We start from the raw sequence: 25805 nt of genomic DNA, 5'->3' as shown, positions 1-25805 counted from the left end.
TTTTTGACCAGTTTTTGTTATTGAAACTTTATTTGAAAATTACTGATTATTTTTTTCAAACAAAATAAAATAGAATTGATCTCGTCCTATGACGGGATTTGTTTCTTATAATAAGATAGAGCATATTCATGGATAAATATTCCTTTTTAAATGCGGCGCATACTTCATATTTTGCTGAGGTATACGACAAATATTTAACAGATCCCGATAGTGTTGAGCCAAGTTGGAGGGCATTTTTTCAAGGTTTTGATTTTGGGGTAGAAAGTTCAACGGACGGGCCATATGTTTCTTCGGAACAAGAAGCAGTGTCATCTACTTTGGTTGCGGATGGCCAAGTGCCAGAGCATATGCAGAAAGAGTTTAAAGTGGTTCGTTTGATCAATGGCTACCGAACAAGGGGCCATCTTTTTACAAAGACCAATCCGGTACGTAAACGTAGAACTTATGTTCCAACATTGGATCTTGAGAATTTTGGTCTAAGTGATGGTGATTTGGATACGGTATTCACTGCCGGTGAGGTAATAGGTCTTGGTCCTAACACACTTCGTGAAATAGTAGGGCATTTACAGCGTATTTATTGTGATGCTATTGGTGTAGAGTACATTTATATTCGCAAGCCCGAATTCGTGAATTGGATTCAGGATTGGATAAACGTGAACGATAACCATCCAGATTTCAATAGCGACCAAAAAAAACATATTCTTAAAAAATTGAACCAAGCTGTTTCATTTGAAAGCTTTCTTCATACAAAATATGTGGGCCAGAAACGTTTTTCCTTAGAAGGAAACGAATCGTTGATCCCTGCTTTGGACGCCATTGTTGAAAGGGCGGCGGAAATGGGAGTTGAGCAGTTTGTTATGGGTATGGCGCACAGGGGAAGACTCAATGTTCTTACGAATATTTTCGGAAAATCCGCTAAGGCCATATTCAGTGAATTTGATGGAAAGGATTACGAACAGGAGATTTTTGACGGTGATGTTAAATACCATTTAGGATGGACCTCAGACAGAAAATCTGATAATGGTAATAAGATAAAAATGAACATTGCCCCCAATCCGTCGCATTTAGAGACGGTCGGCCCTGTGGTCGAAGGTATCGTAAGGGCCAAGCAAGATGCCCATTATAAGGATAATTTTTCCAAAGTATTGCCGATTGTCGTACATGGGGATGCGGCCATTGCTGGTCAAGGTGTGGTTTATGAAGTGGTACAAATGGCGAAACTAGATGGTTATAAGACCAATGGTACCATACATATAGTAGTGAACAACCAAATCGGATTCACCACTAACTATCTGGATGCACGATCATCTACCTATTGTACAGACGTTGGTAAGGTTACTTTAAGTCCGGTCCTACATGTTAATGCAGATGATGTAGAAGCGGTTTGCCATGCGGCATTATTTGCTTTGGAGTACCGAATGCGTTTTAATACCGATGTTTTCATTGACCTATTGGGTTATAGAAAATATGGTCATAATGAAGGGGACGAACCAAGGTTCACACAGCCTAAATTATATAAAGCAATAGCCAAACATAAAAATCCAAGGGATATTTATGCTGAAAAATTAATTGCCGAAGGAATCATTGAAGAAGGGTATGTTAGGCAATTGGAGGAAGAGTACAAGGCATCTTTGGAAGAAGAACTTGAGGATTCAAGAAAAGAGGATAAAACCATTATCACTCCCTTCATGGCCGATGAATGGAAAGATTTTACGGCAGTTCGTGAATGGGAAATGCTCGATTATATTGATACTACCTACGATAAAAGTAAATTGTCCCATATAGCGGAAGTTCTTACCAAGCTTCCTGAGGATAAGAAGTTCTTGAGAAAAATGGTCAAATTGGTAGGTGATCGAAAGAAAATGTTCTTTGAAACCGACAAATTGGATTGGGCTATGGGGGAATTATTGGCCTACGGTTCCCTATTGGAAGAAGGTTTTGATGTTCGTATGTCAGGTCAGGATGTTGAAAGGGGTACCTTTTCACATAGACATGCCGTAATGAAAGTTGAAGATAGCGAGGAAGAGATCATGCTGTTGAACAATGTTTCTGAAAAGCAAGGGAATTTTCATATATATAACTCCTTACTTTCTGAATATGCGGTCGTTGGTTTTGATTATGGTTATGCAATGGCCAGTCCAAATACATTGACCATTTGGGAAGCACAGTTCGGGGATTTCAGTAATGGGGCCCAGATAATGATCGATCAATATATTTCTGCAGCTGAGGATAAGTGGAAACTTCAGAATGGTTTGGTTATGTTATTGCCACACGGTTATGAAGGTCAAGGGGCCGAGCATTCATCGGCACGAATGGAGAGATATCTACAATTGTGCGCACGTGATAATATGTATATTGCCGATGTTACCACACCGGCACAAATGTTCCATATCTTAAGACGTCAAATTAAGGCGAACTTTAGAAAGCCGTTGATCATCTTTACACCAAAGAGTTTGTTGAGGCACCCTGAAGCCGTATCGTCGGTAGAGGATTTTGTTTCCGGACGGTTCAAGGAAGTTCTTGATGATGCAACTGCTGAGGTACAAAAGGTGAAGTCCTTGGTACTCTGTACTGGTAAGTTCTATTATGATCTCTTGGCTGAAAGGAATAGGTTGAAAAGGAATGATGTAGCTTTGGTAAGGATTGAACAGTTATTTCCATTGCCAATTGATCAAATAGATGCTATCTTGGAAAAATATAGCGGTGCCGATGATGTGGTTTGGGCACAGGAAGAACCACGGAATATGGGTGCATGGAGCCACCTGATGATGCATTATGAAAAATCGAATGGTTTCAGGGTGGCATCGAGAAGGTTTTATGCTTCACCAGCTGCAGGAAGTGCAGTGCGTTCTAAAAACAGACACCAACAAGTGTTGGATTTTGTTTTTGACAAGAGCAAGGATAATATGACAAGACCAAAATAAAGAAATTAAACATCTAATTTTTTAAAGAATGATTTTAGAAATGAAAGTCCCCTCACCGGGAGAATCTATTACCGAGGTTGAGATTGCGGAATGGTTGGTCGAGGATGGCGATTATGTTGAAAAGGATCAAGCTATTGCCGAAGTTGATTCAGACAAGGCAACATTGGAGCTTCCTGCCGAAGCTAGTGGTGTTATTACATTAAAGGCAGAAGTAGGTGATGCCGTAGCGGTAGGTGCCATTGTTTGTTTGATCGATACTTCAGCTGCTAAGCCGGAAGGGGCTGCGTCTAAAAGTGTAGAGCCCGAAGCGACTAAAACTGAAGCTCCGGCTCCAAAAGTCGAAGAGAAAAAAGAGGCAACCTACGCAACAGGTACTGCTTCACCGGCTGCCAAAAAGATATTGGCAGAAAAGAATCTTGACGCAGCCAATATAAAGGGGACGGGAAAGGATGGTCGAATTACCAAAGAGGATGCCGTAAAGGCCGTGCCGTCTATGGGGACAACACCCAATTGGGGTAACCGAGGTGAGACCCGTTCAAAACTTTCAATGCTAAGAAGAAAGGTTGCCGAGCGATTGGTGGCAGCTAAGAACGAAACGGCAATGTTGACCACATTCAATGAAGTGGACATGTCTCCTATTTTTGAACTTCGAAAAAAACATAAGGAGGATTTCAAAACCAAACATGGGGTTAGCCTTGGGTTTATGTCATTCTTTACTAAAGCCGTTGTTAGGGCATTGGAAATGTATCCGGCTGTAAATTCGATGATCGATGGGAAAGAGATGATATCTTATGATTTTGCCGATATCAGTATAGCGGTATCTGGTCCCAAAGGATTAATGGTCCCTGTTATCCGTAATGCGGAGAAACTTACCTTTAGAGGGGTTGAGGCAGAGGTAAAACGATTGGCTATTCGAGCACGTGAAGGTGAGATTACGGTTGATGAAATGACAGGTGGCACGTTCACCATTACCAATGGCGGTGTATTCGGATCTATGTTGTCTACACCGATTATCAATCCTCCTCAAAGCGCTATTTTAGGAATGCACAATATCGTGGAAAGACCTATCGTAAGAAATGGTGAGATAGTGGTTGCACCTATTATGTATGTAGCCCTATCCTATGATCATAGGATTATAGACGGAAAGGAATCCGTAGGTTTTTTGGTTGCTGTTAAAGAAGCATTGGAAAGTCCGGAAGAACTTTTAATGGACAATAATGTAAAGAAGGCTTTGGAAATGTAATTCCAGGGTATGTAATAAGATGAAAAGGGCTCGATTTATTTCGAGCCTTTTTGTTTTAGATATACACAGGATTTTTCGTAGTCGATTATCGCTTTACCTTTTTTGAGTACATCGGCACCAATTATCCCATCTACGGGAAGTGCTTTGTGGGTGGTGAGGGCTTCATTTACATGGGTAAGGTCGAACAATACTATCTTGAGTTTCTTTTTGCTCCATTTTCCGATTTTTATCGAGTTTTTTGTCGATATCATGGTTTCCATATTGGTGGCCCCGGCCCCGGCAGCCTTAATTTTGGACTCTTTTGAATTTAAATTGAAAAGTTCGGTTTTATCCAGTCCAATACAGGTGTTCGAAGCCCCGGTATCCAAAATAAAACACCCTAGGATCCCATTGATTTTTGCAACCACTTCAAAATGATTGGTGGCGGTATAAACCAAGGGAATTTGAATGTAGTTTTTCTTCTTTAAAAACTTTTTGAGGCTCAACATCTATTTTTTTGATAAAGATAAGGCTATTTTTGCTCCTTGAAATGGGACCGTCAGTCAATCATGACATTCTATGTGCGCCTGTTTTAATGATGGTAAGTCTTAAATTTAAAGAGTCGAACACAAATGATATTAACCGATACGCATACACATTTATATAGTGAGGCTTTCGACGAAGATAGGGATGAGGTAATACGGAATGCCATAAAGAATGGGGTAGAACGTTTTTTTATTCCCGCAATAGATTCGACCTACACCGAGTCTATGTTTGCCTTGCAGGCAGCTTATCCAGAGCATATGTTTTTAATGACGGGGCTTCATCCAACTCATGTGAAAGAGGATTTTCGGGAAGAGTTGAATCATGTTGAAAAGCTATTGTCACAGAGGAAGTTTTATGCCATTGGCGAAATCGGAATCGATTTGTATTGGGACAGGACCTTTCTAAAGGAACAGCAAGAGGCATTTCAATATCAGATTCAATTGGCCAAAAAGCATGGTTTGCCTATTGTTATTCATTGTAGGGAGGCTTTTGATGAAGTTTTTGACGTGCTTGAACGTGAAAAAGGTGAAGGACTGTTTGGTATTTTCCATTGCTTCACAGGAACTTTGGAACAAGCTGAAAAAGCTATTTCATACAATCTTAAATTAGGGATAGGTGGTGTAGTGACCTTTAAAAATGGAAAAATAGATACGTTTTTACAGCAGGTTCCTATAGAACATATCGTTCTGGAAACCGATTCGCCTTATTTGGCACCCGTACCATATAGGGGAAAACGAAATGAAAGTGGTTATTTAGTGAATGTTGCCAATAAATTGGCAGATATCCATAATATGGATATTGAAGACCTTGCTAGGATTACCACTCAAAATTCAAAAGAAATATTCGGAATATAACACCATGGATCCAAGACCACATATATTGCTTATTTATACAGGAGGTACCATTGGTATGATCAAGGATTATGCTACCGGTTCGCTTAAGGCTTTTGATTTTAAGGGCTTAACCAGTAATATTCCCGAGTTGAACCAGTTAGATTGTAAAATAGAGAGTGTTTCATTCGATATTCCGCTGGATTCTTCCAATATGAACCCGCAGTATTGGGTGAAGATTGCTGAATTGATCGAGGATAATTATTCTGTTTATGATGGGTTTGTTGTATTGCACGGCAGTGATACGATGAGTTATACAGCATCGGCACTAGGGTTTATGTTAGAGAATTTGTCCAAACCTGTGATATTTACAGGTTCCCAGTTGCCCATAGGGGATTTGCGCACAGATGCAAAGGAGAACCTTATTACATCAATACAAATAGCGGCGTTACAAGAGGGAGGGAAACCGGTAATACAGGAAGTGGGACTTTATTTTGAGTATAAGCTCTATAGGGCCAATAGGACCACAAAAATAAATGCAGAGCATTTTCAGGCCTTTAATTCCCCTAATTATCCTCCATTGGCAGAATCAGGGGTGCATTTAAAGGTTTATAAGGAGTATTTGTTAAAAGCAAAGCCGTCAAAAAAACTGAAAGTGCATAAGAATTTGAATACTGATGTTGCGATTTTGAAAATGTTCCCGGGATTAAATGAATCCGTAGTGAAAAGTGTGTTGGGAACACCAAATCTGAAAGCTCTGATTTTGGAGACATATGGCGCCGGAAACGCCCCGACTGACGAATGGTTGTTAAATATTTTAAAAAAAGCCATTGCCCAAAATATTCATGTAATCAACGTTACCCAATGCCCCGGTGGTAGTGTTATAATGGGGCAATATGAAACGAGCAGGGCATTGATGCAAATGCAAGTCATTAATGGTAAGGATATTACGACAGAGGCCGCTATAACGAAGTTGATGTACTTATTGGGGGATAAAGTTTCCCCAAAATTGTTCAAAACGATTTTCGAAACTTCGTTGCGTGGAGAAATGCAATAAAAATAACGTTTTAAATTTTATTACTTGAGTATTTTTTTGTTAATTGGCCAACCTTTAGGCTAAACTAGAGAGGTGGCCGAGTGGTCGAAGGCGCACGCCTGGAAAGTGTGTATACACCAAAAGTGTATCGAGGGTTCGAATCCCTTCCTCTCTGCAAAAGCATTTGTACTTAAAAAACAAATGGGGAAGATAACTTCAGCATTTTTTAAAGGGTACAACTAGGTCCTAATACGACTAAAGGGAATGCTTGTTATTTTTTAATCGGAGGTATTGGAAACAACGTGGTTTTTCCCTTCCTCAATGCAAAAATTTTTAGTATTTTTGTCATGTTTTTTATTTATCTTTAACCCTATTAACTAACTAAATTTAAGTTTGAAAGAAATGAAAAGATTATTCTCTACCCTAGCTGTTGCTGGGTTATTTGTAGCAGGTACAAATACAGTAAGTGCAAACGTTGCTTCAGCGATGGTTGCTGTTCAGGATGCAGCTCCGGAAGCATCTAAAGGTTTTACCCAAGTTTTAAAGGAAATGTTCATAACAGGTGGTGCCGGTTTCATGGGTATCGTACTTTTATGTTTGATTCTTGGATTGGCGGTAGCTATTGAAAGGATTATTTACTTGAACATGGCTACAACCAACACGACAAAATTAAAACAACAAGTAGAAGATGCTTTGGCATCAGGTGGTGTTGAAGCTGCCAAGGAAGTTTGTAGAAATACAAAAGGACCTGTTGCTTCTATCTATTACCAAGGTTTGGACAGGGCTGATGAAAGTATAGATTCTGCTGAAAAATCAGTTGTTGCTTACGGTGGCGTTCAAATGGGTCAATTAGAGAAAAACGTTTCTTGGTTGTCTTTATTTATCGCAATTGCACCAATGCTTGGTTTCATGGGTACGGTAATCGGTATGATTCAGGCCTTTCAGAAAATTAGTGCAGTTGGTAACTTAAGTGCCTCTTTGATTGCAGGTGATATTCAGGTTGCGTTATTAACAACGGTATTCGGTCTTATTACGGCTATCATACTTCAAATCTTCTATAACTACATCATTGCAAAAATCGATAGTATTGTAAATGATATGGAAGATTCATCAATCTCTTTGATTGATATGTTGGTAGACCACAAGAAATAAGTAGGACTTAATACAAATAGTATCATGCATAAATTTTTAAAATTATTTTTGTTGATAATTGGCGTTATTTCCGCTATACTCTGGTATTTGTTGCCAGAGAAGGATATGCCAGTTGCAGAAGCAGCCCAAAGTGGGGCGATGAACGCCATGTTCATGATTACTTACCTTCTATTGGGTATTGCTGTAGTCGCTAGTTTGGTGTTCACATTGAAAAACCTTTTTGCTAATCCTGCAGGCCTTAAAAAGACCTTGTTCGTGATTGGTGGTTTTCTTTTGGTTGTTGTTATATCCTATGTGTTGGCTAGCGGAACAGACGTAGCTGATGATTATATGGCAATGTCAGATGAAAGTACAGTGAAGAAAATAGGAATGGGACTTAATGTCTTCTTTATCCTTACCGTAGTAGCTGTTGTGGCAATTGTATTGCCAGGGATAAAAAGAATGTTCAGTAAATAAAATATTATAAACTATGGCTAGACGAGGAGGAGCACCTGAGGTGAATGCTGGATCTATGGCCGACATAGCTTTCTTACTATTGATCTTTTTCTTGGTTACTACAACCATTGAGACAGATGCAGGTTTGGATCGTATGTTACCACCGATTGAGCCGCCTGATTCCGATGTTATTATTAAACAGAAGAATATATTTCAGGTCAATATTAACAAGAATGGTCAATTGTTGGCCGATGAGGAATTGACAGATCTAAAAAACCTAAGGGCTAAGGCTATGGCTTTTTTGGATAATGGTGGGGATGGTACCTGTAGTTATTGCAAAGGGAAAAAGAACACTGAGTCATCGGATAATCCAACTAAGGCGATTATATCATTGAAGAATGATAGGGAGACTAAATATGGTACCTATATCACTGTTCAAAATGAATTGGTCGGTGCCTACAATGATTTGAGGAATAGGGAAGCGCAGCGCTTGTACGGTAGAAAATTTACCGATATGGAAGCTGAGTATCTAAATCCTGAAACAGCTCAAAGCGTTAAGGACGAACTTAAGGAGAAAGTGAAGAAAATACAAGATCTGTTTCCACAGAAATTGTCTGAAGCTGAAACCTCTACCGCGAATTAATAATATCTAAAGAGAAGCTATGTCTAAATTTAGTAAGAAAAAAAGTGGCGAACTGCCACCAGTATCTACGGCATCTTTACCGGATATCGTGTTTATGTTGTTATTCTTCTTCATGACGGTTACCGTAATGAAAGATAGTTCGCTTAAAGTTGAGAATGTACTCCCAAACGCTAGTGAAGTTAAAAAGCTAGAAAAGAAAGATCGTGTTATTTATATCTATGTTGGTAAACCAACACAGGAATTTCAAAAGGTTTTTGGTTCTGAGCCAAAGATTCAATTGAATGATAAATTCGCTAGTCCTTCTGAGGTGGGTGATTACATCTTGTCAGAGAGAGCTAAAAAGTCACAGGAATTACAAAATGTTTTGACAACTGCTTTAAAAGTTGATAAAAATGCCAATATGGGATTAATATCCGACATTAAGCAGGAGTTACGTAAAGTGAATGCACTTAAGGTGAACTACACCACTTATGAAGGTGATGCATTTAGAAATTTACAGTAAACAATATCATTTCAAACTTAAAAAACGCCCTGATAAAATTATCAGGGCGTTTTTTATTTCATTATTTTTAGTTTTCATTTGAGGGTTTGTACGGTTATTCTATTGTATCTGTGAATATGCAACAATTTATTGTTTAACCTCCTTCTTATATATCACTAACATTAGTTCCTGAATAAAGATATAGTACTTAGATATATGAAACAGTTGCTTTTTGGCTTCATTCTTTTGACTAATTTGAGTATCCTTGCTCAGAACGACAGGCAATCTGATCATATGGATTTAAAATATCTTGAAGATCAGTTCTATTTAGGAATCACCTATAATTCGCTTTTGAATAAACCTACCGATTTTACACAGCGAAATTTATCATACGGTTTACAAGGTGGTTTTATCAAAGATATACCCGTAAATTCCAATCGGACTTTCGCAATAGGTCTAGGTCTAGGTTATGCGATAAATTCTTACTATTCCAACTTATGGGCATCGGAGACATCTGAAGGTGTTGAATATAGTATCATAGATGAGGATGTCATTACCCTAGATGGGAACGAGGTTACCGTAAAAAGGAATAAATTCGAAACACATCTACTTGAGGTTCCCTTGGAATTTAGATGGAGAAATTCCTCCCCCAATGTTTATAAATTTACAAGGATCTATGCGGGTATGAAATTCGGATATATTTTTGGAGGAAGATCTAAACTGGTCACTTCATCTGATAAATCATCTTTTGAAAATCCGGATATAAGGAAGTTCCAGTATGGCCTTATGCTAAATGTCGGTTATAATACCTTCAATATACATGTTTATTATGCGTTAAGTAATCTTCTAGAGGACGGTGCTTTCGTTGATTCGGAAAGTCTTGATCTACAACCCCTGCGCATAGGGTTGATTTTTTACATTTTATAATTGGCATGCATTTTGATTCTTTTAAAGTAATTACGGTCAAGGATGGTTGATTTCACTTGACTTAGTTACCTTCCCAAGGGTTTCTTACTATACAAATTATACTTTACTATGGTTTTATGACGAAACCAACACAAAGTATTATGGGAAAGAAGACCAATTTTTCAAAAGTTAATGCCGGATCAATGGCGGATATCGCCTTTTTGATTTTGATTTTTTTCTTGGTAACAACGACAATTCATTCAGATTCTGGTATAGATAGATTGCTACCTAAGCTCCAGGATGAATCTGAAATAGGTCTCGTGCAAGAAAAGAATATTTTAAGGGTAATAATCAATGAAGAGGGTGATTTGTTGGTTGATGGCCAGATAACAGCGCTAGACGAATTAAAGGAAACCGTAAAAGGGTTTTTGGACAATGGTGGATTGACGAAGCATGATCCGGAATATTGTGGTTATTGTTTGGGTGATAGAAGTATAATATCATCAGATAATCCTTCTAGGGCCATTGTTGTACTATCCTATGATAGAAAGGCCTATTACAGTAGTTATATTGCGGTACAGGATAAACTAATGGCGGCTTATAATGAATTAAGAAATCGGGAGGCGCAGCGTCTGTATGGGGAAGATTATACGGTTTTAGAAACAAAATTTGTTCAACCAGGTACTTCCGATGACTCCAAAATACTCATTAAAGCCAAAATAGAGTCTATACGGGCTTTATATCCCCTTAAGCTATCGGAAATCGAAACCAAATAAATAATGTGTTAACGGCTTTGGTTTAGGGTTCGTTTAGAAAATTCCTTTAGCGATTTCCATTATTGAAAGCTGAACTTACTGTATTTTCTTTTTTGTAAAACCAATGTACAAGAAGACGGTTATTGGTTAAAAAAATATAGTTTGTTTACAACCAGTATTTTACGGTCAATAGTTGCGAAATGATACCAATAGTAAGGCCTATTAGTAATTCTAATTTGCTGTGGGCGTGAAAGTATAGCCTTGATGTGGCTACGAGACCGATAATGAGTATGAATATACTCAGGGCAATGGTTATATTGATCTCAAAATGAATACTGAGATTAATTAAGAACATCAACAAACTGCCCATTCCCATAAGGTGCATGCTGCTTTTTATCTTTAAAAATAAAAGTAGGGTCGTAGCGACGGTTGCGCCGATGAGACCAACGAAATAGAAATAAAGTTCAATGACGTAGTTATTTGGAATTACCTTAAAAACGATCATTGACAAGAGAACAAGATTAATGATCAATGGGTACTTGCGTTCCTTTAAAGTAGGTAACTGTACCGAATGTACATAGCCGATATTCTTTAAAATAAGAAATGTAATGATGGGTATTATTACCGTAAGGATGAAAATGGGCAATATATTGCCACTTTGCAGTTCTAAAGGACTGTATTTGGGTGTTATTATGAAATAGGCAAAGGTCCCGGCAATTGGAACAAAAAGTGGGTGAAAGATATTGGTTATCGCCTTTTGAAAAAGTCTCATTAAATCTGTTTACGCAACCTTGCTACAGGTATACCTAGTTGTTCCCTGTATTTGGCTACCGTTCTACGAGCTATGGGATAGCCTTTTTCTTTTAATATCGCCGCTAATTTATCATCGGTCAGAGGCTTTTTCTTTACCTCATCCGCTATAACGGTTTCCAGGATTTTTTTAATTTCCTTGGTAGATACGTCTTCGCCTTGCTCGTTTTTCATGGATTCGGAAAAGTAATCCTTGATTAACTTGGTGCCGTAGGGAGTGTCAACATATTTACTGTTGGCAACCCTTGAAACCGTAGATACGTCCATATGAATTTCATCGGCGATATCTTTAAGGATCATAGGTCTCAGATTTCGTTCATCACCGGTCAGGAAGTATTCTTTCTGGTATTCCATTATGGCGCTCATGGTTATGAACAAAGTCTGTTGCCTTTGTTTTATGGCATCAATAAACCATTTCGCGGCATCTAACTTCTGTTTGATGAACATGACCGTATCCTTTTGGGATTTTGACTTTTCTTTAGAGTCCTTGAATCCCTTGAGCATATTATTGTATTCTTTGGAGACATGCAATTCGGGAGCGTTCCTGCCGTTCAGTGTCAATTCCAACTCACCATCTACGATCCTGATGGAAAAATCGGGAACAACATGTTCTACGATACGGTTGTTACCTGCATATGACCCGCCTGGTTTGGGGTTTAATTTTTCAATTTCGGAGATGGCATCCTTAAGCTCTTCTTCGGTAATATTATGTTTTTGAAGTAGTTTTTTGTAATGCTTTTTTGTGAATTGCTCAAAGGATTTTTCCAATATGGTAATGGCCATTTCAATATTGGCATTTATTTCCTTTCGTTTCAATTGAATTATTAGACACTCTTCCAATGACCTGGCTGCAACTCCTGGAGGATCCAATGACTGTACAACCTTCAAAACCGATTCTATGGTCTTTTCATCGGTGTAAATATTTTGGGTAAAAGCCAAATCGTCCATAATGTCGGTCAAAGGCCTTCTTATATAACCACTTTCATCTACACTCCCTACCAAGAATTCGGCAATGGCCCATTCTTCATCACTCAGGTAAACGGTGTTCAGCTGGTTCAATAAATATTGATTGAATGAAGTACCTGCTGCATAAGGGACGCTCTTTTCATCGTCATCGGCGCTATAGTTGTTGGCCTTGGTTCGATAATCGGGAATCTCGTCATCACTCAGGTATTCGTCTATATTGATATCCTCTGTACTTATATTCTCACTATCCAATTCATTTTCATAGAGGTCGTCGAATTCGTCCTCGATGGTATCACTTTCTTCTTTACCGCCCTCCAATGCAGGGTTCTCTTCCAATTCTTGTTTCAAACGTTGTTCAAAGGCCTGCGTAGGCAATTGAATCAACTTCATCAACTGAATTTGTTGGGGTGAAAGTTTTTGTGATAATTTGAACTGTAAGTGTTGTTTGAGCATAAATATTGTTTGTATGCCTTATAAAGTTAACGATTTCAATTTAGAATTCCGCATTCTGCGGTGTTCTTGGAAAAGGTATTACATCTCGAATATTGCCCATACCCGTAGCGAACAACACCAGCCGTTCAAAGCCTAGTCCAAAACCGCTATGTACGGCAGAACCAAATTTCCGTAGATCAAGATACCACCAGAGCTCTTTTTCGTCAATGCCTAAGGCTTTGATTTTATCAAGTAATACATCTAGGCGTTCTTCCCTTTGAGAACCTCCGACTATTTCACCTATACCTGGGAAAAGGATGTCCATTGCCCTTACGGTTTTGCCATCTTCGTTCAATCGCATATAAAATGCTTTGATGTTGGCCGGGTAATCGAATAGTATAACAGGGCATTTAAAATGCTTTTCAACAAGGTAGCGTTCGTGTTCACTTTGAAGGTCGGCACCCCATTCATCTATGGTGAATTGGAATTTTTTCTTTTTATTCGGTTTGCTGTTTCTCAAGATTTCTATGGCTTCTGTATAAGAGACCCTTCTGAAATTATTCTCACAAATGAATTTCAATTTTTCTATCAATGCCATATCGCTGCGCTCGGCTTGTGGTTTTGACTTTTCTTCATCAAGGAGTCTTTTTTCCAAAAACTGTAAATCGTCCTGACAATGTTCTAGAACGTAATTGATTACATTTTTGATGAAATCCTCGGCCAAATCCATGTTTGCGTCAAGGTCATAAAAGGCCATTTCCGGTTCGATCATCCAAAACTCCGCTAGGTGTCTAGAGGTGTTCGAGTTTTCGGCCCTGAATGTTGGTCCAAACGTATATACTTTGCCCAATGCCATGGCATAGGTTTCGGCTTCCAATTGTCCCGAAACGGTAAGATTGGTCTCTTTACCGAAGAAATCCTCTTTATAGTTTACCTCTCCGTCATCAGTTAAAGGCGGATTTTTGCTGTCCAAGGTAGATACTTTAAACATTTCGCCTGCCCCTTCTGCATCTGACCCTGTAATTATCGGGGCATGAAAATAATGGAAATCATTCTGTCTAAAATACTGATGTATGGCAAATGCCAATGCCGAACGTACACGCATAACGGCCGAAAATGTATTGGTCCTTATACGTAAATGGGCTTTTTCCCGAAGAAACTCCAATGAGTGCTTTTTGGGTTGGATCGGATATAGTTCTGGATCTGCATTTCCGTGTACGAAGATGTCGGTCACCTGAATTTCAACATTCTGGCCCTTGCCTTGACTTTCTACCAAAGTTCCGGTAATTTTTAAGGCCGATCCGGTATTGATTTGCTTTAAAACGTCTTCACTGAAATTTTCAAAGTCAACAACACACTGTATGTTATTTATCGTAGATCCATCATTTAAGGCGATAAACCTGTTGCTTCTAAAAGTTCTGACCCATCCGTTTACGGTTACTTCCTGGAGCTTGGGAGCCATTGAAAGTAGTTCTTTTACACTTGAAGATTTCATTTTAAATCAAATAAAAATTAAAAGGGCAAAGATAGACTTTTGGACAAAAAGAAGCGAGTTCTATAATATTTAAAAAAATATTAAGGTTTTTTGCTGAAATCAGCATGCATTTAAGCTTGTTTTAGGCAATTATACCTAAAGTCAAATAATTTTTATTGCACTTGATTCGGAAAGATCATAAAGACGTTTCAGTCCAAATCCTTTATGTTGTCCTCTTCTATGGGGAGAATGTCTATCTGTGGTTTTTTAAGCACCTCTTTGTTCGCAATACTGCGTTCTAATGATAATAATAAAGAAGGTAATAGTATTAAATTGGCAAGCATGGCGAATAATAATGTTGCGGAAACCAATGAACCTAATGCAACGGTGCCTCCGAAATTGGATATGACAAAAACTGAAAATCCGAAAAAGAGAACTATGGAGGTATAGAACATGCTAACTCCGGTTTCCCTTAATGCCGCGTAAACCGATTTTTTTATCTGCCAACGATGTGTTGCAAGTTCTTGCCGGTATTTGGCCAGAAAGTGAATCGTGTCATCGACCGAAATCCCAAAAGCGATACTGAATACCAAAATAGTGGAAGGTTTTATAGGTACGCCAACGAACCCCATAACACCTGCTGTTATAACCAGTGGTAGTAAGTTCGGAATCAAGGAGATAATGATCATTTTGAAGGACCGGAAAAGGAAGGCCATGAACAATGCGATAAGGAAAATGGCAAATGCTAGGGAAATTACAAGGTTCTTTACCAAGTATTTTGTGCCTTTTAGGAATAAAAGTGCACTACCTGTCATATACACATTATATCTTTCAGAGGGGAATATTTTCGCGATATCCTCTAATAAGTGGGCTTCAATACCTTCCATGCGCTCGGTCTTAACGTCTTTCATGAAGGTGGTGATGCGTGCTGTTTGCCCTGTACTATCTACAAAGCTCTTTAAAAGATTTCCATCAGTGGATGATTTACGGGCCATATCCATGATGAAACTATTCTCTTGTGTAGTAGGTAGTTGATAGTATTTGGGAATACCGTTGTAAAATGCCTGTTTTGAGTATTTTACTAAATTAACAACGGATACCGGTTTTGATAATTCGGGAATATCATCGATTTCCGTACTCAAGCGATCCATTCGTTTAAGGGTAGCGGGTTTTAAGACTCCTTTTGGTCTTTTGGTGTCAACTACGATTTCCACTGGCATAATGCCATCGAATTCCTGTTCAAAAAAACGGATATCCTTAAAGAATCCGGCTTTTTTTGGCATGTCTTCAATTGGGCTTCCCGATATTTCTATCTGATAAATACCGATAATGCTTACTACCAACAATACTATGGAAGTTACATAAACGGTAATTCGCTTGTTCCGAACAATATGTTCCATCCAATTTACAAATGCATCGATCCATTTTTTGTTTAAATGTTTCAGATGTTTTGTTTTGGGTAAGGACATGAAACTGTAAATGATCGGTATGATCAACAAGGATAGTACAAAAATGCCTAAAATGTTTATTGAGGCTACAATACCGAATTCCTTAAGCAATTTACTATCGGTTATGATAAAGGTAGCAAAACCGGATGCTGTCGTAATATTGGTCATTAAAGTGGCATTCCCGACTTTTGATATGACCCGTTGTAAAGACAGGGCTTGGTTCCCGTGCTTTTTTACTTCTTGTTGGTATTTGTTTATAAGGAATATACAGTTGGGGATCCCGATTACAATGATCAAAGGGGGGATCAAGGCGGTAAGTACCGTTATTTCGTACTGTAGTAAACCTAAAATCCCAAAAGCCCACATTACACCTATGATTACAACGAACATGGAAATAAGGGTCGCCCGGAAACTTCTGAAAAAGAAAAAGAATATCAAAGAGGTTACACCAAGTGCAGCTAAGATGAATTTACCGATCTCATCAATAATATTCTGGGAATTCAGAGTTCGTATGTAGGGCATTCCAGATATTCTAACGTCAAGTCCGGTTTCCTCTTCGAAACTATCGATTAAATGTGTAAGGTCTTCAAGGATAAAGTCTTTCCGTACAGATGTGTTCACAATATCCTTATCCAGATACATTACCGTTCTAATAGTTCTGCTTTCCTTATTGAATAAAAGGTTTTCATAGAAAGGTAGGTCATTGAACAGGTGGTTAATGACCGTGTCAACATCTTTTTGGGTATTGATTGCGCCTTTGATCAAGGGCTCAAAGATGAAATTTTTATTCTCTTTGTCTTTTACCAGTTCCTGAAGATTATCGGTGGAGATTACAAAATCCACTTCAGGAAAAGCACCGAGTTGTTTACTGAGCTTATTCCATCTATTGAAATTAGTAGGAGAGTATAGGGCACTGTCTTTTACCGCGAATACTACCGCATTGCCTTCCTCTCCAAATTGATGCAAGAATTTTTGATATTCCAGATTTACCGGATGGTCATCCGGCAATAGGTTGGCTTGGGAATTGCTGAAGCGCATATTGTCCCACTGCATGGCCAAAAAGAAGGTTACCGCAGCGACCAAAAAAAGGATTAATATCCTATTCCTTAAAATTATTCGGGCAACCTTAGCCCAAAAGCCTTGTGTGAGTTTAGCAACCATCAGGAATTTTTACGAGCGCAAAGGTAAAGAATGCTTGGCTGTCTTCCTAAATTGCGTGCCTTAAATAAAACATAATCCATTGAGATGGAAAAAGCGCCCTTTTGGGGCGCTTTTTCTATTATTGTTTCTATCGTTTGCGGTTTGCTTAAACCTTCATGATCTCTTCTTCTTTGGCAGATAAGAAATCATCTATTTTTTTTATGTATTTGTCAGTTAAATTCTGTACATCAACTTCTGCATTTTTCTGAAGATCTTCAGAGGCATCTTCAGAATCACGAATTTCTTTGTTGGCTTCTTGTCTGGCATTTCGCACCCCGACTTTAGCATGTTCTGCTTCTGCCTTCGCTTGTTTGGCCAATTGAATCCTTCGTTCTTCAGTCAATGGTGGTACATTGATGATGATCATGTCACCATTGTTCATTGGATTGAATCCAAGATTGGCGTTCATGATTGCCTTTTCTATTTCTTGTAACATGTTCTTTTCCCATGGCTGTACCGATAACGTACGGCCATCGGGAGTATTGATGTTGGCCACCTGTGACAATGGGGTTTGTGATCCGTAATAATCAACCTTTACGGATGATAACATGGAAGGGTTTGCCTTACCGGCACGAATCTTTATAAATTCTTTTTGAAGATGGACAATAGCTGCATCCATACTTTCTTTAGCTGCATCTAAAATGAATGTAATTTCTTCGTTCATATTTTAATCTTTAAAAATAAAACTAGCACAAAGTGTACCAAACTATAGATTTACTTTTGTACCTACATTTTCCCCATCAAGTACTCGGAGTAGGTTTCCTTTTTTGTTCATATCGAAAACGATGATGGGAAGTTCGTTCTCTTGACTCAAGGTAAATGCTGTTGTGTCCATGACCTTTAAGCCTTTGCTTAACACTTCGTTGAATGATATATTGTCGAACTTAGTGGCATCTTTATTTTTCTCTGGGTCGGAAGTATAAATACCATCAACCCGGGTTCCTTTTAAGATAACATCGGCTTCAATTTCGATTGCTCGCAAAACAGCTGCTGAATCGGTTGTAAAATACGGATTCCCGGTTCCACCACCAAAAATCACTACCCTACCTTTTTCTAAATGTCTCATGGCCCGCCTGCGAATAAAGGGTTCTGCCACCTCATTGATTTTAATGGCTGACTGTAATCGTGTTTCAACGCCTTCTATCTCTAAGGCACTTTGAAGCGCAAGACCATTGATTACCGTTGCCAGCATTCCCATATGATCGCCTTGAACACGGTCCATACCATTACTTGCACCCGCTAAACCTCTAAATATATTTCCGCCGCCAATGACTATGGCAACCTGCATGCCTTTTTCTACGACTTCTTTTATTTCCTGGGCATATTCCGCAAGTCTTTTGGGGTCGATACCATATTGTTTCTCGCCCATCAAGGCTTCGCCACTTAGTTTTAAAAGTATTCTTTTGTATTGCATGCTTTGTGATTGTTTGACACAAAAATAGGCAAAAAAAATTATGCTACGATTCACTTTATAGGGATTAAATCATAGAGGTTGCCACAAAATAAATAGTAATAAAAAACCACCATACGAAAGTATGGTGGTTTTAATATTTATAAAGAAACTTTAATTAACCTAAAGCAACCCTTTTGAAACCAGTTACGGTTAAATCGGCATTTACCGATTTTACGTATTGGGCAACACTTTGCTTGCTATCTTTGATAAAATCTTGGTTTACCAAGGTGTTGTCTTTGAAGAATCTTTTAAGTTTACCTTTGGCAATATTGTCTAACATTGCTTCAGGTTTTCCTTCTTGACGTAATTGATCTTTCGCAATCTCGATTTCTTTATCGATAACCGATTGGTCAACACCATCTTCGTTCAAAGCAACCGGATTCATCGCGGCAGCTTGCATGGCAACATCTTTGGCAACAACATCAGCACCATCAACAGCAGCTGAAAGGCCCGACAAAGTAGCTATTTTGTTACCTGCATGAATATATGAACCAACGAAAGGAGCATTTAATTTAGCAAAACCTCCTATTTCGATTTTCTCACCGATAACACCTGTTTGCTCAGTTAGTTTGTCTTGTACACTTAACCCGTTGAAGTCAGCAGCAAGAAAATCTTCTTTACTGTCGCAACCCAAGGCCAATTCAGCCAAGTCATTGGCCAAACTAACGAAACTGTCATTTTTGGCAACGAAATCGGTTTCACAGTTCAAAGAGATAATGACCCCTGTAGTGTTGTCAGCATTGACTTTAGCTATAGCGGCTCCTTCAGAAGACTCTCTATCTGCTCTTTTAGCAGCAACTTTCTGACCTTTTTTACGAAGGATCTCAATTGCTTTTTCGAAATCGCCTTCTGCTTCGACCAATGCATTCTTGCAGTCCATCATTCCTGCTCCAGTGGTCTTTCTTAAATTATTTACTTCTGCGGCGGTAATTTTAGCCATTTTATTTACTTTTTAATATTGTCATGGTCTATGACAATGTTATTATTTATTGAAATGTCGTTTATGACGAAAGACTATTCAACTCCACCTTTGGTGTTGTCTTGCCATTCTTTAAGCTCGTCCCATTTACCTTCAGCGGCCATTTTAGCTTGTTTAGGCCATGAGGTTGGGTCTAAATGTGCCATTCTTGAGCTAGCTTCAGTAAGGATTTCCTTAATGTTGTCAGCGTTCGCCTCAGCTAATTGTGCGTAAGTCTTGATTCCTGCTTTAACGATAGCCTCGGCAGCTTTAGGGCCTATGCCTTCTACCTTGGTAAGGTCGTCAGCTTCGGTTGTTGCTGGTTCCTCTGCCTCTACCTTAGGAGCTTCAACTGCTTTTTCCTCAACTACTTCAGGAGCTGGGGTAGGTGCTGGTGCTGGAGCTGCTTTTTCTTCTTTCTTGGCTTTTGGGGCTTCGCTTTGTTTCTCGGCTTTACGCTCGGATAAACCTTCTGCAACGGCATCTGTAACTTGACCCATGATGATATCGATGGATTTTGATGCATCGTCATTTGAAGGGATAACGTAATCAATATCCCTAGGGTCACAGTTGGTGTCTACCATTGCGAAAATCGGAATATTCAATTTAAGGGCCTCCTTAACAGCGATGTGTTCTCTCATGGTGTCTACAATGAAAAGAGCGCCGGGTAGACGTGTCATTTCAGAGATAGAACCTAAGTTCTTTTCTAATTTTGCCCTTAAACGATCAACTTGTAAACGTTCTTTTTTAGAAAGTGTGTTGAATGTACCGTCTTTCTTCATTCTGTCGATAGAAGCCATTTTCTTAACAGCTTTACGAATGGTAACGAAGTTGGTCAACATTCCACCAGGCCATCTTTCTGTAATATAAGGCATGTTTACCTTTGCTACTTTATCTGCAACGATGTCCTTGGCTTGTTTTTTTGTGGCAACGAAAAGTATTTTTCGGCCTGAAGCAGCAATTTTCTTAAGAGCCTCATTGGCCTCATCTAATTTTGCAACTGTTTTGTAAAGGTTGATGACGTGAATTCCGTTACGCTCCATGTAGATGTAGGGCGCCATGTTAGGATTCCACTTTCTTGTAAGGTGTCCAAAATGCACACCAGCTTCCAATAATTCTTTTACTTCGACTTTCGCCATTTTAAATTTAGTTTACGTTCTTTTGAATTAGCAATGTTGAAGTGGTATTGCGTTATAGCGCAAAGCCTTCACCATTTAGATGCTAAACTAATTTACCCTATTACGATATGTTTTTATACCGTTAATTTTCATAGGAAATGAAAATCGGGATTTTTTAATTGCCCCAGTAAGAGGCTTTCAATGAACAAGTTAAAAAATATAATAAAGGTGCTCTTCGAAAAGAGCACCTGGTAATCCTGATATTAACGTTTTGAGAACTGGAACTTCTTACGGGCTTTCTTCTGTCCGAATTTCTTACGTTCCACCATTCTTGGGTCCCTTGTCAATAAACCTTCTGGTTTAAGGGCGCCCCTGTTTTCTTCGTCGATTTCACACAATGCTCTTGAAAGTGCCAAACGAATGGCTTCCGCCTGTCCGGTTATACCACCGCCATAAACATTAACCTTAACATCGTAGTTATCTTCGGTGTTGGTCAATGCAAAAGCTTGTTTCACTTTGTATTGAAGTGTTGCTGTAGGAAAGTAATTGGCCAATTCCCTGTTGTTTACAGTAATGTCTCCTTTACCTTCTGAAAGATAAACTCGCGCTACGGCCGTTTTTCTTCTACCTATTTTGTGAATTACTTCCATTATTTAAGGTCGTTTAAATTTATTGCAGTTGGTTTTTGGGCTTCTTGTTCGTGATTTGGGCCAACATAAACCTTAAGGTTTCTGAAAAGGTCGGCACCTAACCTATTTTTAGGAAGCATACCTTTAATGGCTTTTTCAACGATTCTTCCAGGATTCTTGTCCAACAACTGTTTTACACTTGTTGTTCGTTGACCACCTGGGTAGCCTGTATAACGACTGTATGTTTTGCTATCCCACTTGTTCCCCGAAAGGGTGATTTTTTCAGCATTGATGATAACAATGTTATCTCCACAATCAACATGGGGAGTGAAATTAGGTTTGTGTTTGCCTCTAAGTAATTTGGCAACTTTAGAAGCTAGACGTCCTAATGTCTCTCCTTCAGCATCAACCAATAACCACTGCTTGTTTACAGTAGCCTTGTTGGCTGATATAGTCTTGTAGCTTAATGTGTCCACACTAATAATTTTATTGATTAAATACTCCAATCCCGACAAACGGGGTGCAAATGTACAATTATTATATAAAAATACAAATGCAAAAATCGTAATATTTTTTCGAATAAAAAAAGGCAAGTACAGAAGCTTGGTTTTAATTTCAAAAAAAGGAAACAAATTCCTATTGATACTAGAAAAAAAGTGACGGTACTGTAACGTTTTTCAATTCCTCTTGTCTTTAGGGTACATCAATCAATCAAAAACGAATTTCAGATGAGAACGAGCCTTCTTTTAATCTGTATGGTCTTTATTGTGCCATTTATTTCAATTGCACAGGACTCTACTATTATTGTTCCAAAAAGAGTTTATACGACAAAACCTTTAAAAAGTGTTGAACCTCCCGTTGTAGATGGGAAACTTAATGATATTTCTTGGGACATTGTTTCTTGGGAAGATGGGTTTACTGAGTCCAGGCCTGATGAGAATACACCACCAAGTAACCAGACCCGATTTAAGGTTATCTATGATCGGAAGTATATTTATGTGGGAATACAATGTCTGGACAATGAACCGGATAAAATCGTAAAGCGATTGTCCCGTCGTGATGGTTTTGATGGGGATTGGGTGGGAATATTCATCGACAGTTATTATGACAAACGCACGGCCTTTGGGTTTATAGTTTCGGCTGCCGGTGTTAAGGGAGATGTGTTCGAGTCCAATAACGGTGGAAATGAGGACGATAGTTGGAACCCTATTTGGTATACCAAAACCAATATAGATGCTGAAGGTTGGACGGCGGAAATGAAAATACCCCTAAGCCAGTTGAAATTCGGGAAATCCAAGGAACAAGTATGGGGCTTTGAAGTAATGCGAAGGCATTTTAGGGAGGAGGAACGTTCGGTTTGGCAAAGGTTACCACCTGATACCGGTGGATTTGTTAGCGAATTCGGGGAATTGCATGGGTTAATGGATCTGGAGCCACAGAATCAATTGGAGATACAACCATATACAGTCGGCAGCGTAAAAACATATGAGGCGGAAGAAGGTAATCCGTTCCGTGATGGGAGCGATGGGAAATTGACGGTAGGTTTGGATGCTAAAATCGGAATAACGAATGATTTGACAATGGATGTAACCATTAATCCAGATTTTGGGCAGGTAGAAGCAGATCCATCTGCCATTGCCTTGGACGGTTTTCAGATTTTTTTTGAGGAACAACGCCCGTTCTTTGTGGAGAATAAGAATATTTTTGATTACACGGTTTCGTCTTCGGAAGCAGGTAATACTTTTGGTTCGGATAACCTGTTTTATTCGAGGCGGATAGGCCGCAGTCCGCAAGGGTATCCTGATCTGTTAGATAATGAATTTATTGATCAACCTGAGAATGCCAATATTTTGGGGGCGGCCAAATTTAGCGGTAAGACCAAAAATGGATGGTCTATTGGTGTGTTAGAGAGTGTTACGGCAAGAAAACAAGCTACTATTGTAAATAATGGGGAACGTAGAAAAGAGGTTGTGGAACCCCTGACCAACTACTTTGTGGGGCGTTTACAGAAAGACTTCAATGACCGCAATACTTTTGTGGGGGGCATTTTAACGGCAACAAATAGGAATCAATTGACACCGGAGCTCGATTTTTTACATAAGTCTGCCTATTCCGGAGGGTTGGATTTTAAACATCAATGGAATGATCGGGATTGGTATGTAGGGGGAAATGTGATATGGAGCCATGTAATGGGTAGTGAGGAGGCTATCCGAAACACCCAAGAGTCCATTGCGCATTTATTTCAAAGGGTGGGGGCAGACCATGTAGAATTGGACCCGGGAAGAACTTCATTGACCGGTACGGGAGGTAATTTGCAACTTGGGAAAATAGGTAATGGGCATTGGAAGTTCGAAACCGGTGCAACATGGCGTTCTCCGGAACTTGAGCTGAACGATATCGGGTTTCAAAGAAGGGCGGATGATATTCGCCATTATACATGGATTGGGTATCAAACCTTAAAGTCTGATAAAACTTTTAGAAAGGTTGGGATTAATTACAATCATTGGAGTGTTTGGGATTTTGGGGGTAATTTCAATAGCCTAATGTTCAATACCAATTCTTGGCAAAACTGGAAAAACAATTGGTTCAGTAATTTCGGTTTTAATATAGAACCTGTTTCCTATTCTAATTTTGCGTTACGTGGCGGGCCAAGATTAAGGGAGTCTCCACAGATGTCTTTTTGGAACGGCATTAGCATGGACGAGCGTAAAAAACTGAGATTTGAATTTTTCCATAACGGGAACAAGGCATCTGACAATTCATTCAGTTCTTATTATGTTGAATTTGGAGCAGTTTATCAACCTTTTAACTCTTTGCGAATTTCCGCCTCTCCCGAGTATGGAACCAATAGAAACAAATTACAATATATAGATAACTTGGACGTAAATGGCGAAACGAGGTATTTGAACGGTACGGTGGAACAGCGAACCTTGAGTATGTCATTCCGTCTAAATTATACCATAAATCCAAATCTTACCATTCAGTATTGGGGGCAACCTTTTATTTCCCGGGGTAGATATAATAATTTCAAGGAAGTGGTAGATCCTCTGGCCAAAAACTTTGATGATAGGATATCACCATTTTTAGAAAATCAGCTTTCACTTTCTGAAGATGTATATGCTGTGGATGATGATTTGGATGGTACAACGGACTTCAGTTTTGATAATCCGGATTTTTCATTTGTACAATTTAGGTCAAATTTGGTCGTGAGATGGGAATACATTCCGGGCTCGGAGATTTTTCTGGTATGGTCGCAGGATTTATCACAATCGGGAAATCCTAGAGAGATGCTTTTTCAGGATCTACAAGACAATATTTTCAACAATGAAAAGCCTCAGAATATCTTTCTGATCAAGGCTACATATCGGTTTATTCTATAGGCGTCAATATCTGCGAACATAATAGATCATCTATTTTTACGTTTTGTTTTCATATTAATAAAACTAAACTAATAGATGAAACGATATTTGTTTTTATGTGCCATAGCGGCATTCATGGTGTTTTCATGTTCTACGGATAAGGAAGATGAAGCGATTTCTGAGGATTCGATTGTAGGGACTTGGAAGTTTCAAGAGTTGAATATAGACAATGCCGATTCACCAGACGAAATAAGATTGGCAAATGATGTTATTGAGGTTTTGGTTGCTTCCGGTTGTGAAATACTTGTTTTTGATTTTAAATCAGATAATACGGTAACTGCTTCGGCAAAGGATTTTACCGAAACGGGAAGGGATATAAATGCCGAAGGTACCGGTCTATTGATAGAATGTCCTTCAGATGTTGAGACCAGTTCTTCTGTTTGGGAGCTAGACGGTGATCAATTGACTTTTGTTGATGAAAACGGTTTAGAGGAAACAATTACCATTAAATTAGATGGTGATACCCTGACAATACCAGCCGAAATTGTAGATGAAGATAATCTGGATGGGGCGGAAGCAATTTTTATAAGGGAATAAACTTTAAGATATATTCAATATGATTTAAAGACTACCTAATTTTTAGGTAGTCTTTTTATTTTTTATAGAACTTGGTCTGTACTTTCTGTTCTTGGGAAATAATGGTGACCATATAAATGCCCGCACTCAAAGATGCAATCGGAATGTTCAGTGCATTGGTCTTTATTTGCCATTGATATCGCAAAAGTGAGTTCCCGTATACATCCGAAATAACGATATCGGCCCTATTACTGTTTTTGAGCCCAAGAATATTGACCACATTCGTGGCAGGATTAGGGAACACCTTTACTTTTTGGGCAACGCTATTTTGGGATACTTGGTTCCCATTTTGGGAAATATCCTGTGCTTGTCCGGCAAAGGAACATAAAAGAATTAGCATGAAAATATAAAACGCCCTTCTCATCGTCATTCGGTATTTAGAATTACCTCTT

General features: G+C 38.9%; 24 protein-coding genes and 1 tRNA gene. 13 read left to right on the top strand and 12 right to left on the bottom strand.

What is annotated here, in order from left to right; translation table 11 throughout:
• Window positions 1–128 precede the first annotated feature (128 nt).
• Window positions 129–2924: a 2-oxoglutarate dehydrogenase E1 component gene (locus tag GJ691_RS04540; RefSeq protein WP_154364211.1), complete on the top strand. Its 2796-nt coding sequence runs from the start codon at window positions 129–131 to the stop codon at window positions 2922–2924.
• A gap of 28 nt (window positions 2925–2952) precedes the next feature.
• Complete coding sequence (gene odhB / locus GJ691_RS04535; protein ID WP_154364209.1) at window positions 2953–4167, top strand: 2-oxoglutarate dehydrogenase complex dihydrolipoyllysine-residue succinyltransferase; 1215 nt, start codon at window positions 2953–2955, stop codon at window positions 4165–4167.
• 35 nt (window positions 4168–4202) lie between these two features.
• On the opposite strand, the gene GJ691_RS04530 is transcribed toward odhB, so the two are convergent.
• Window positions 4203–4655, bottom strand: coding sequence for a retropepsin-like aspartic protease (locus tag GJ691_RS04530; protein ID WP_154364207.1), 453 nt, complete (start codon window positions 4653–4655; stop codon window positions 4203–4205).
• A 123-nt stretch (window positions 4656–4778) separates the two neighbouring features.
• Here GJ691_RS04530 and GJ691_RS04525 point away from each other — a divergent pair, with 123 nt between their 5' ends.
• The 9 genes from GJ691_RS04525 to GJ691_RS04485 all read left to right on the top strand — a co-directional run bounded on the left by GJ691_RS04525 (window position 4779) and on the right by GJ691_RS04485 (window position 10951).
• Window positions 4779–5546 carry a TatD family hydrolase gene (locus tag GJ691_RS04525; RefSeq protein WP_154364205.1) on the top strand — a complete coding sequence of 256 codons (768 nt, stop codon included), beginning with the start codon at window positions 4779–4781 and terminating at the stop codon, window positions 5544–5546.
• 4 nt (window positions 5547–5550) lie between these two features.
• Complete coding sequence (locus GJ691_RS04520) at window positions 5551–6579, top strand: asparaginase (protein ID WP_154364203.1); 1029 nt, start codon at window positions 5551–5553, stop codon at window positions 6577–6579.
• A gap of 66 nt (window positions 6580–6645) precedes the next feature.
• A tRNA-Ser gene (locus GJ691_RS04515) sits at window positions 6646–6733 on the top strand.
• A 227-nt stretch (window positions 6734–6960) separates the two neighbouring features.
• Window positions 6961–7710: a MotA/TolQ/ExbB proton channel family protein gene (locus tag GJ691_RS04510; protein WP_154364201.1), complete on the top strand. Its 750-nt coding sequence runs from the start codon at window positions 6961–6963 to the stop codon at window positions 7708–7710.
• A 24-nt stretch (window positions 7711–7734) separates the two neighbouring features.
• The gene (locus GJ691_RS04505) at window positions 7735–8166 is read left to right on the top strand and encodes a hypothetical protein (RefSeq protein WP_154364199.1); all 432 of its coding nucleotides are present in this window, start codon (window positions 7735–7737) and stop codon (window positions 8164–8166) included.
• Window positions 8167–8179: 13 nt separating this feature from the next.
• Window positions 8180–8788, top strand: a complete 609-nt coding sequence (locus GJ691_RS04500) for an ExbD/TolR family protein (protein ID WP_154364197.1) — start codon at window positions 8180–8182, stop codon at window positions 8786–8788.
• 19 nt (window positions 8789–8807) lie between these two features.
• Entirely contained in the window at window positions 8808–9290 is a 483-nt protein-coding gene (locus tag GJ691_RS04495; RefSeq protein ID WP_154364195.1) for an ExbD/TolR family protein, read from the top strand.
• Between the two features lie 195 nt (window positions 9291–9485).
• On the top strand, window positions 9486–10196 hold the full coding sequence (locus GJ691_RS04490) for a porin family protein (protein WP_154364193.1): 711 nt from the start codon (window positions 9486–9488) through the stop codon (window positions 10194–10196).
• A gap of 140 nt (window positions 10197–10336) precedes the next feature.
• The gene (locus GJ691_RS04485) at window positions 10337–10951 is read left to right on the top strand and encodes an ExbD/TolR family protein (protein ID WP_154364191.1); all 615 of its coding nucleotides are present in this window, start codon (window positions 10337–10339) and stop codon (window positions 10949–10951) included.
• A gap of 145 nt (window positions 10952–11096) precedes the next feature.
• Here the strand turns inward: GJ691_RS04485 and GJ691_RS04480 are convergent, their stop codons facing one another.
• The 10 genes from GJ691_RS04480 to rplM all read right to left on the bottom strand — a co-directional run bounded on the left by GJ691_RS04480 (window position 11097) and on the right by rplM (window position 21894).
• Complete coding sequence (locus tag GJ691_RS04480; RefSeq protein ID WP_154364189.1) at window positions 11097–11702, bottom strand: hypothetical protein; 606 nt, start codon at window positions 11700–11702, stop codon at window positions 11097–11099.
• Window positions 11702–13159, bottom strand: coding sequence for an RNA polymerase factor sigma-54 (gene rpoN / locus GJ691_RS04475; protein ID WP_154364187.1), 1458 nt, complete (start codon window positions 13157–13159; stop codon window positions 11702–11704). The genes GJ691_RS04480 and rpoN overlap by 1 nt, the downstream gene beginning before the upstream one ends.
• Window positions 13160–13199: 40 nt before the next feature.
• Window positions 13200–14633 (bottom strand): asparagine--tRNA ligase, encoded by a 1434-nt coding sequence (gene asnS / locus GJ691_RS04470; RefSeq protein WP_154364185.1) that lies wholly within the window; start codon window positions 14631–14633, stop codon window positions 13200–13202.
• Between the two features lie 188 nt (window positions 14634–14821).
• The gene (locus tag GJ691_RS04465) at window positions 14822–17221 is read right to left on the bottom strand and encodes an efflux RND transporter permease subunit (protein WP_154364183.1); all 2400 of its coding nucleotides are present in this window, start codon (window positions 17219–17221) and stop codon (window positions 14822–14824) included.
• A gap of 145 nt (window positions 17222–17366) precedes the next feature.
• Complete coding sequence (gene frr / locus GJ691_RS04460; RefSeq protein ID WP_154364181.1) at window positions 17367–17924, bottom strand: ribosome recycling factor; 558 nt, start codon at window positions 17922–17924, stop codon at window positions 17367–17369.
• Between the two features lie 42 nt (window positions 17925–17966).
• On the bottom strand, window positions 17967–18674 hold the full coding sequence (gene pyrH, locus GJ691_RS04455; protein WP_154364179.1) for a UMP kinase: 708 nt from the start codon (window positions 18672–18674) through the stop codon (window positions 17967–17969).
• A gap of 154 nt (window positions 18675–18828) precedes the next feature.
• Window positions 18829–19653: a translation elongation factor Ts gene (gene tsf / locus GJ691_RS04450; RefSeq protein WP_154364178.1), complete on the bottom strand. Its 825-nt coding sequence runs from the start codon at window positions 19651–19653 to the stop codon at window positions 18829–18831.
• A 74-nt stretch (window positions 19654–19727) separates the two neighbouring features.
• Window positions 19728–20810 carry a 30S ribosomal protein S2 gene (rpsB, locus tag GJ691_RS04445; protein WP_154364176.1) on the bottom strand — a complete coding sequence of 361 codons (1083 nt, stop codon included), beginning with the start codon at window positions 20808–20810 and terminating at the stop codon, window positions 19728–19730.
• Window positions 20811–21052: 242 nt separating this feature from the next.
• Window positions 21053–21439, bottom strand: coding sequence for a 30S ribosomal protein S9 (gene rpsI, locus GJ691_RS04440; RefSeq protein WP_154364174.1), 387 nt, complete (start codon window positions 21437–21439; stop codon window positions 21053–21055).
• Window positions 21439–21894, bottom strand: coding sequence for a 50S ribosomal protein L13 (gene rplM, locus GJ691_RS04435; protein ID WP_179955026.1), 456 nt, complete (start codon window positions 21892–21894; stop codon window positions 21439–21441). Before rplM ends, rpsI begins: the two co-directional genes overlap by 1 nt.
• A gap of 252 nt (window positions 21895–22146) precedes the next feature.
• Between rplM and GJ691_RS04430 the strand changes: the two genes are divergently transcribed.
• The gene (locus GJ691_RS04430) at window positions 22147–24798 is read left to right on the top strand and encodes a DUF5916 domain-containing protein (RefSeq protein WP_154364170.1); all 2652 of its coding nucleotides are present in this window, start codon (window positions 22147–22149) and stop codon (window positions 24796–24798) included.
• Between the two features lie 75 nt (window positions 24799–24873).
• Entirely contained in the window at window positions 24874–25374 is a 501-nt protein-coding gene (locus GJ691_RS04425) for a lipocalin-like domain-containing protein (protein ID WP_154364168.1), read from the top strand.
• A gap of 55 nt (window positions 25375–25429) precedes the next feature.
• On the opposite strand, the gene GJ691_RS04420 is transcribed toward GJ691_RS04425, so the two are convergent.
• Window positions 25430–25777: a T9SS type A sorting domain-containing protein gene (locus GJ691_RS04420; RefSeq protein ID WP_179955025.1), complete on the bottom strand. Its 348-nt coding sequence runs from the start codon at window positions 25775–25777 to the stop codon at window positions 25430–25432.
• Between the last annotated feature and the right edge of the window lie 28 nt (window positions 25778–25805).

Source organism: Maribacter luteus, assembly GCF_009674825.1.
GTDB lineage: Bacteria > Bacteroidota > Bacteroidia > Flavobacteriales > Flavobacteriaceae > Maribacter_A > Maribacter_A luteus.
This window is presented reverse-complemented; position numbering and strand designations above follow the sequence as displayed.

Excerpts from the sequence above, each read along its gene's own strand:
- frr (WP_154364181.1), bottom strand. The coding sequence starts at position 17,924 with ATGAACGAAGAAATTACATTCATTTTAGATGCAGCTAAAGAAAGTATG.
- GJ691_RS04430 (WP_154364170.1), top strand. The coding sequence starts at position 22,147 with ATGAGAACGAGCCTTCTTTTAATCTGTATGGTCTTTATTGTGCCATTT.
- GJ691_RS04490 (WP_154364193.1), top strand. The coding sequence starts at position 9,486 with ATGAAACAGTTGCTTTTTGGCTTCATTCTTTTGACTAATTTGAGTATC.
- GJ691_RS04465 (WP_154364183.1), bottom strand. The coding sequence starts at position 17,221 with ATGGTTGCTAAACTCACACAAGGCTTTTGGGCTAAGGTTGCCCGAATA.
- rpsB (WP_154364176.1), bottom strand. The coding sequence starts at position 20,810 with ATGGCGAAAGTCGAAGTAAAAGAATTATTGGAAGCTGGTGTGCATTTT.
- tsf (WP_154364178.1), bottom strand. The coding sequence starts at position 19,653 with ATGGCTAAAATTACCGCCGCAGAAGTAAATAATTTAAGAAAGACCACT.
- GJ691_RS04425 (WP_154364168.1), top strand. The coding sequence starts at position 24,874 with ATGAAACGATATTTGTTTTTATGTGCCATAGCGGCATTCATGGTGTTT.
- GJ691_RS04485 (WP_154364191.1), top strand. The coding sequence starts at position 10,337 with ATGGGAAAGAAGACCAATTTTTCAAAAGTTAATGCCGGATCAATGGCG.
- GJ691_RS04510 (WP_154364201.1), top strand. The coding sequence starts at position 6,961 with ATGAAAAGATTATTCTCTACCCTAGCTGTTGCTGGGTTATTTGTAGCA.
- GJ691_RS04505 (WP_154364199.1), top strand. The coding sequence starts at position 7,735 with ATGCATAAATTTTTAAAATTATTTTTGTTGATAATTGGCGTTATTTCC.
- GJ691_RS04525 (WP_154364205.1), top strand. The coding sequence starts at position 4,779 with ATGATATTAACCGATACGCATACACATTTATATAGTGAGGCTTTCGAC.
- GJ691_RS04530 (WP_154364207.1), bottom strand. The coding sequence starts at position 4,655 with ATGTTGAGCCTCAAAAAGTTTTTAAAGAAGAAAAACTACATTCAAATT.
- GJ691_RS04520 (WP_154364203.1), top strand. The coding sequence starts at position 5,551 with ATGGATCCAAGACCACATATATTGCTTATTTATACAGGAGGTACCATT.
- GJ691_RS04420 (WP_179955025.1), bottom strand. The coding sequence starts at position 25,777 with ATGAGAAGGGCGTTTTATATTTTCATGCTAATTCTTTTATGTTCCTTT.
- pyrH (WP_154364179.1), bottom strand. The coding sequence starts at position 18,674 with ATGCAATACAAAAGAATACTTTTAAAACTAAGTGGCGAAGCCTTGATG.
- rpoN (WP_154364187.1), bottom strand. The coding sequence starts at position 13,159 with ATGCTCAAACAACACTTACAGTTCAAATTATCACAAAAACTTTCACCC.
- GJ691_RS04500 (WP_154364197.1), top strand. The coding sequence starts at position 8,180 with ATGGCTAGACGAGGAGGAGCACCTGAGGTGAATGCTGGATCTATGGCC.
- GJ691_RS04540 (WP_154364211.1), top strand. The coding sequence starts at position 129 with ATGGATAAATATTCCTTTTTAAATGCGGCGCATACTTCATATTTTGCT.
- GJ691_RS04480 (WP_154364189.1), bottom strand. The coding sequence starts at position 11,702 with ATGAGACTTTTTCAAAAGGCGATAACCAATATCTTTCACCCACTTTTT.
- asnS (WP_154364185.1), bottom strand. The coding sequence starts at position 14,633 with ATGAAATCTTCAAGTGTAAAAGAACTACTTTCAATGGCTCCCAAGCTC.
- odhB (WP_154364209.1), top strand. The coding sequence starts at position 2,953 with ATGATTTTAGAAATGAAAGTCCCCTCACCGGGAGAATCTATTACCGAG.
- rpsI (WP_154364174.1), bottom strand. The coding sequence starts at position 21,439 with ATGGAAGTAATTCACAAAATAGGTAGAAGAAAAACGGCCGTAGCGCGA.
- GJ691_RS04495 (WP_154364195.1), top strand. The coding sequence starts at position 8,808 with ATGTCTAAATTTAGTAAGAAAAAAAGTGGCGAACTGCCACCAGTATCT.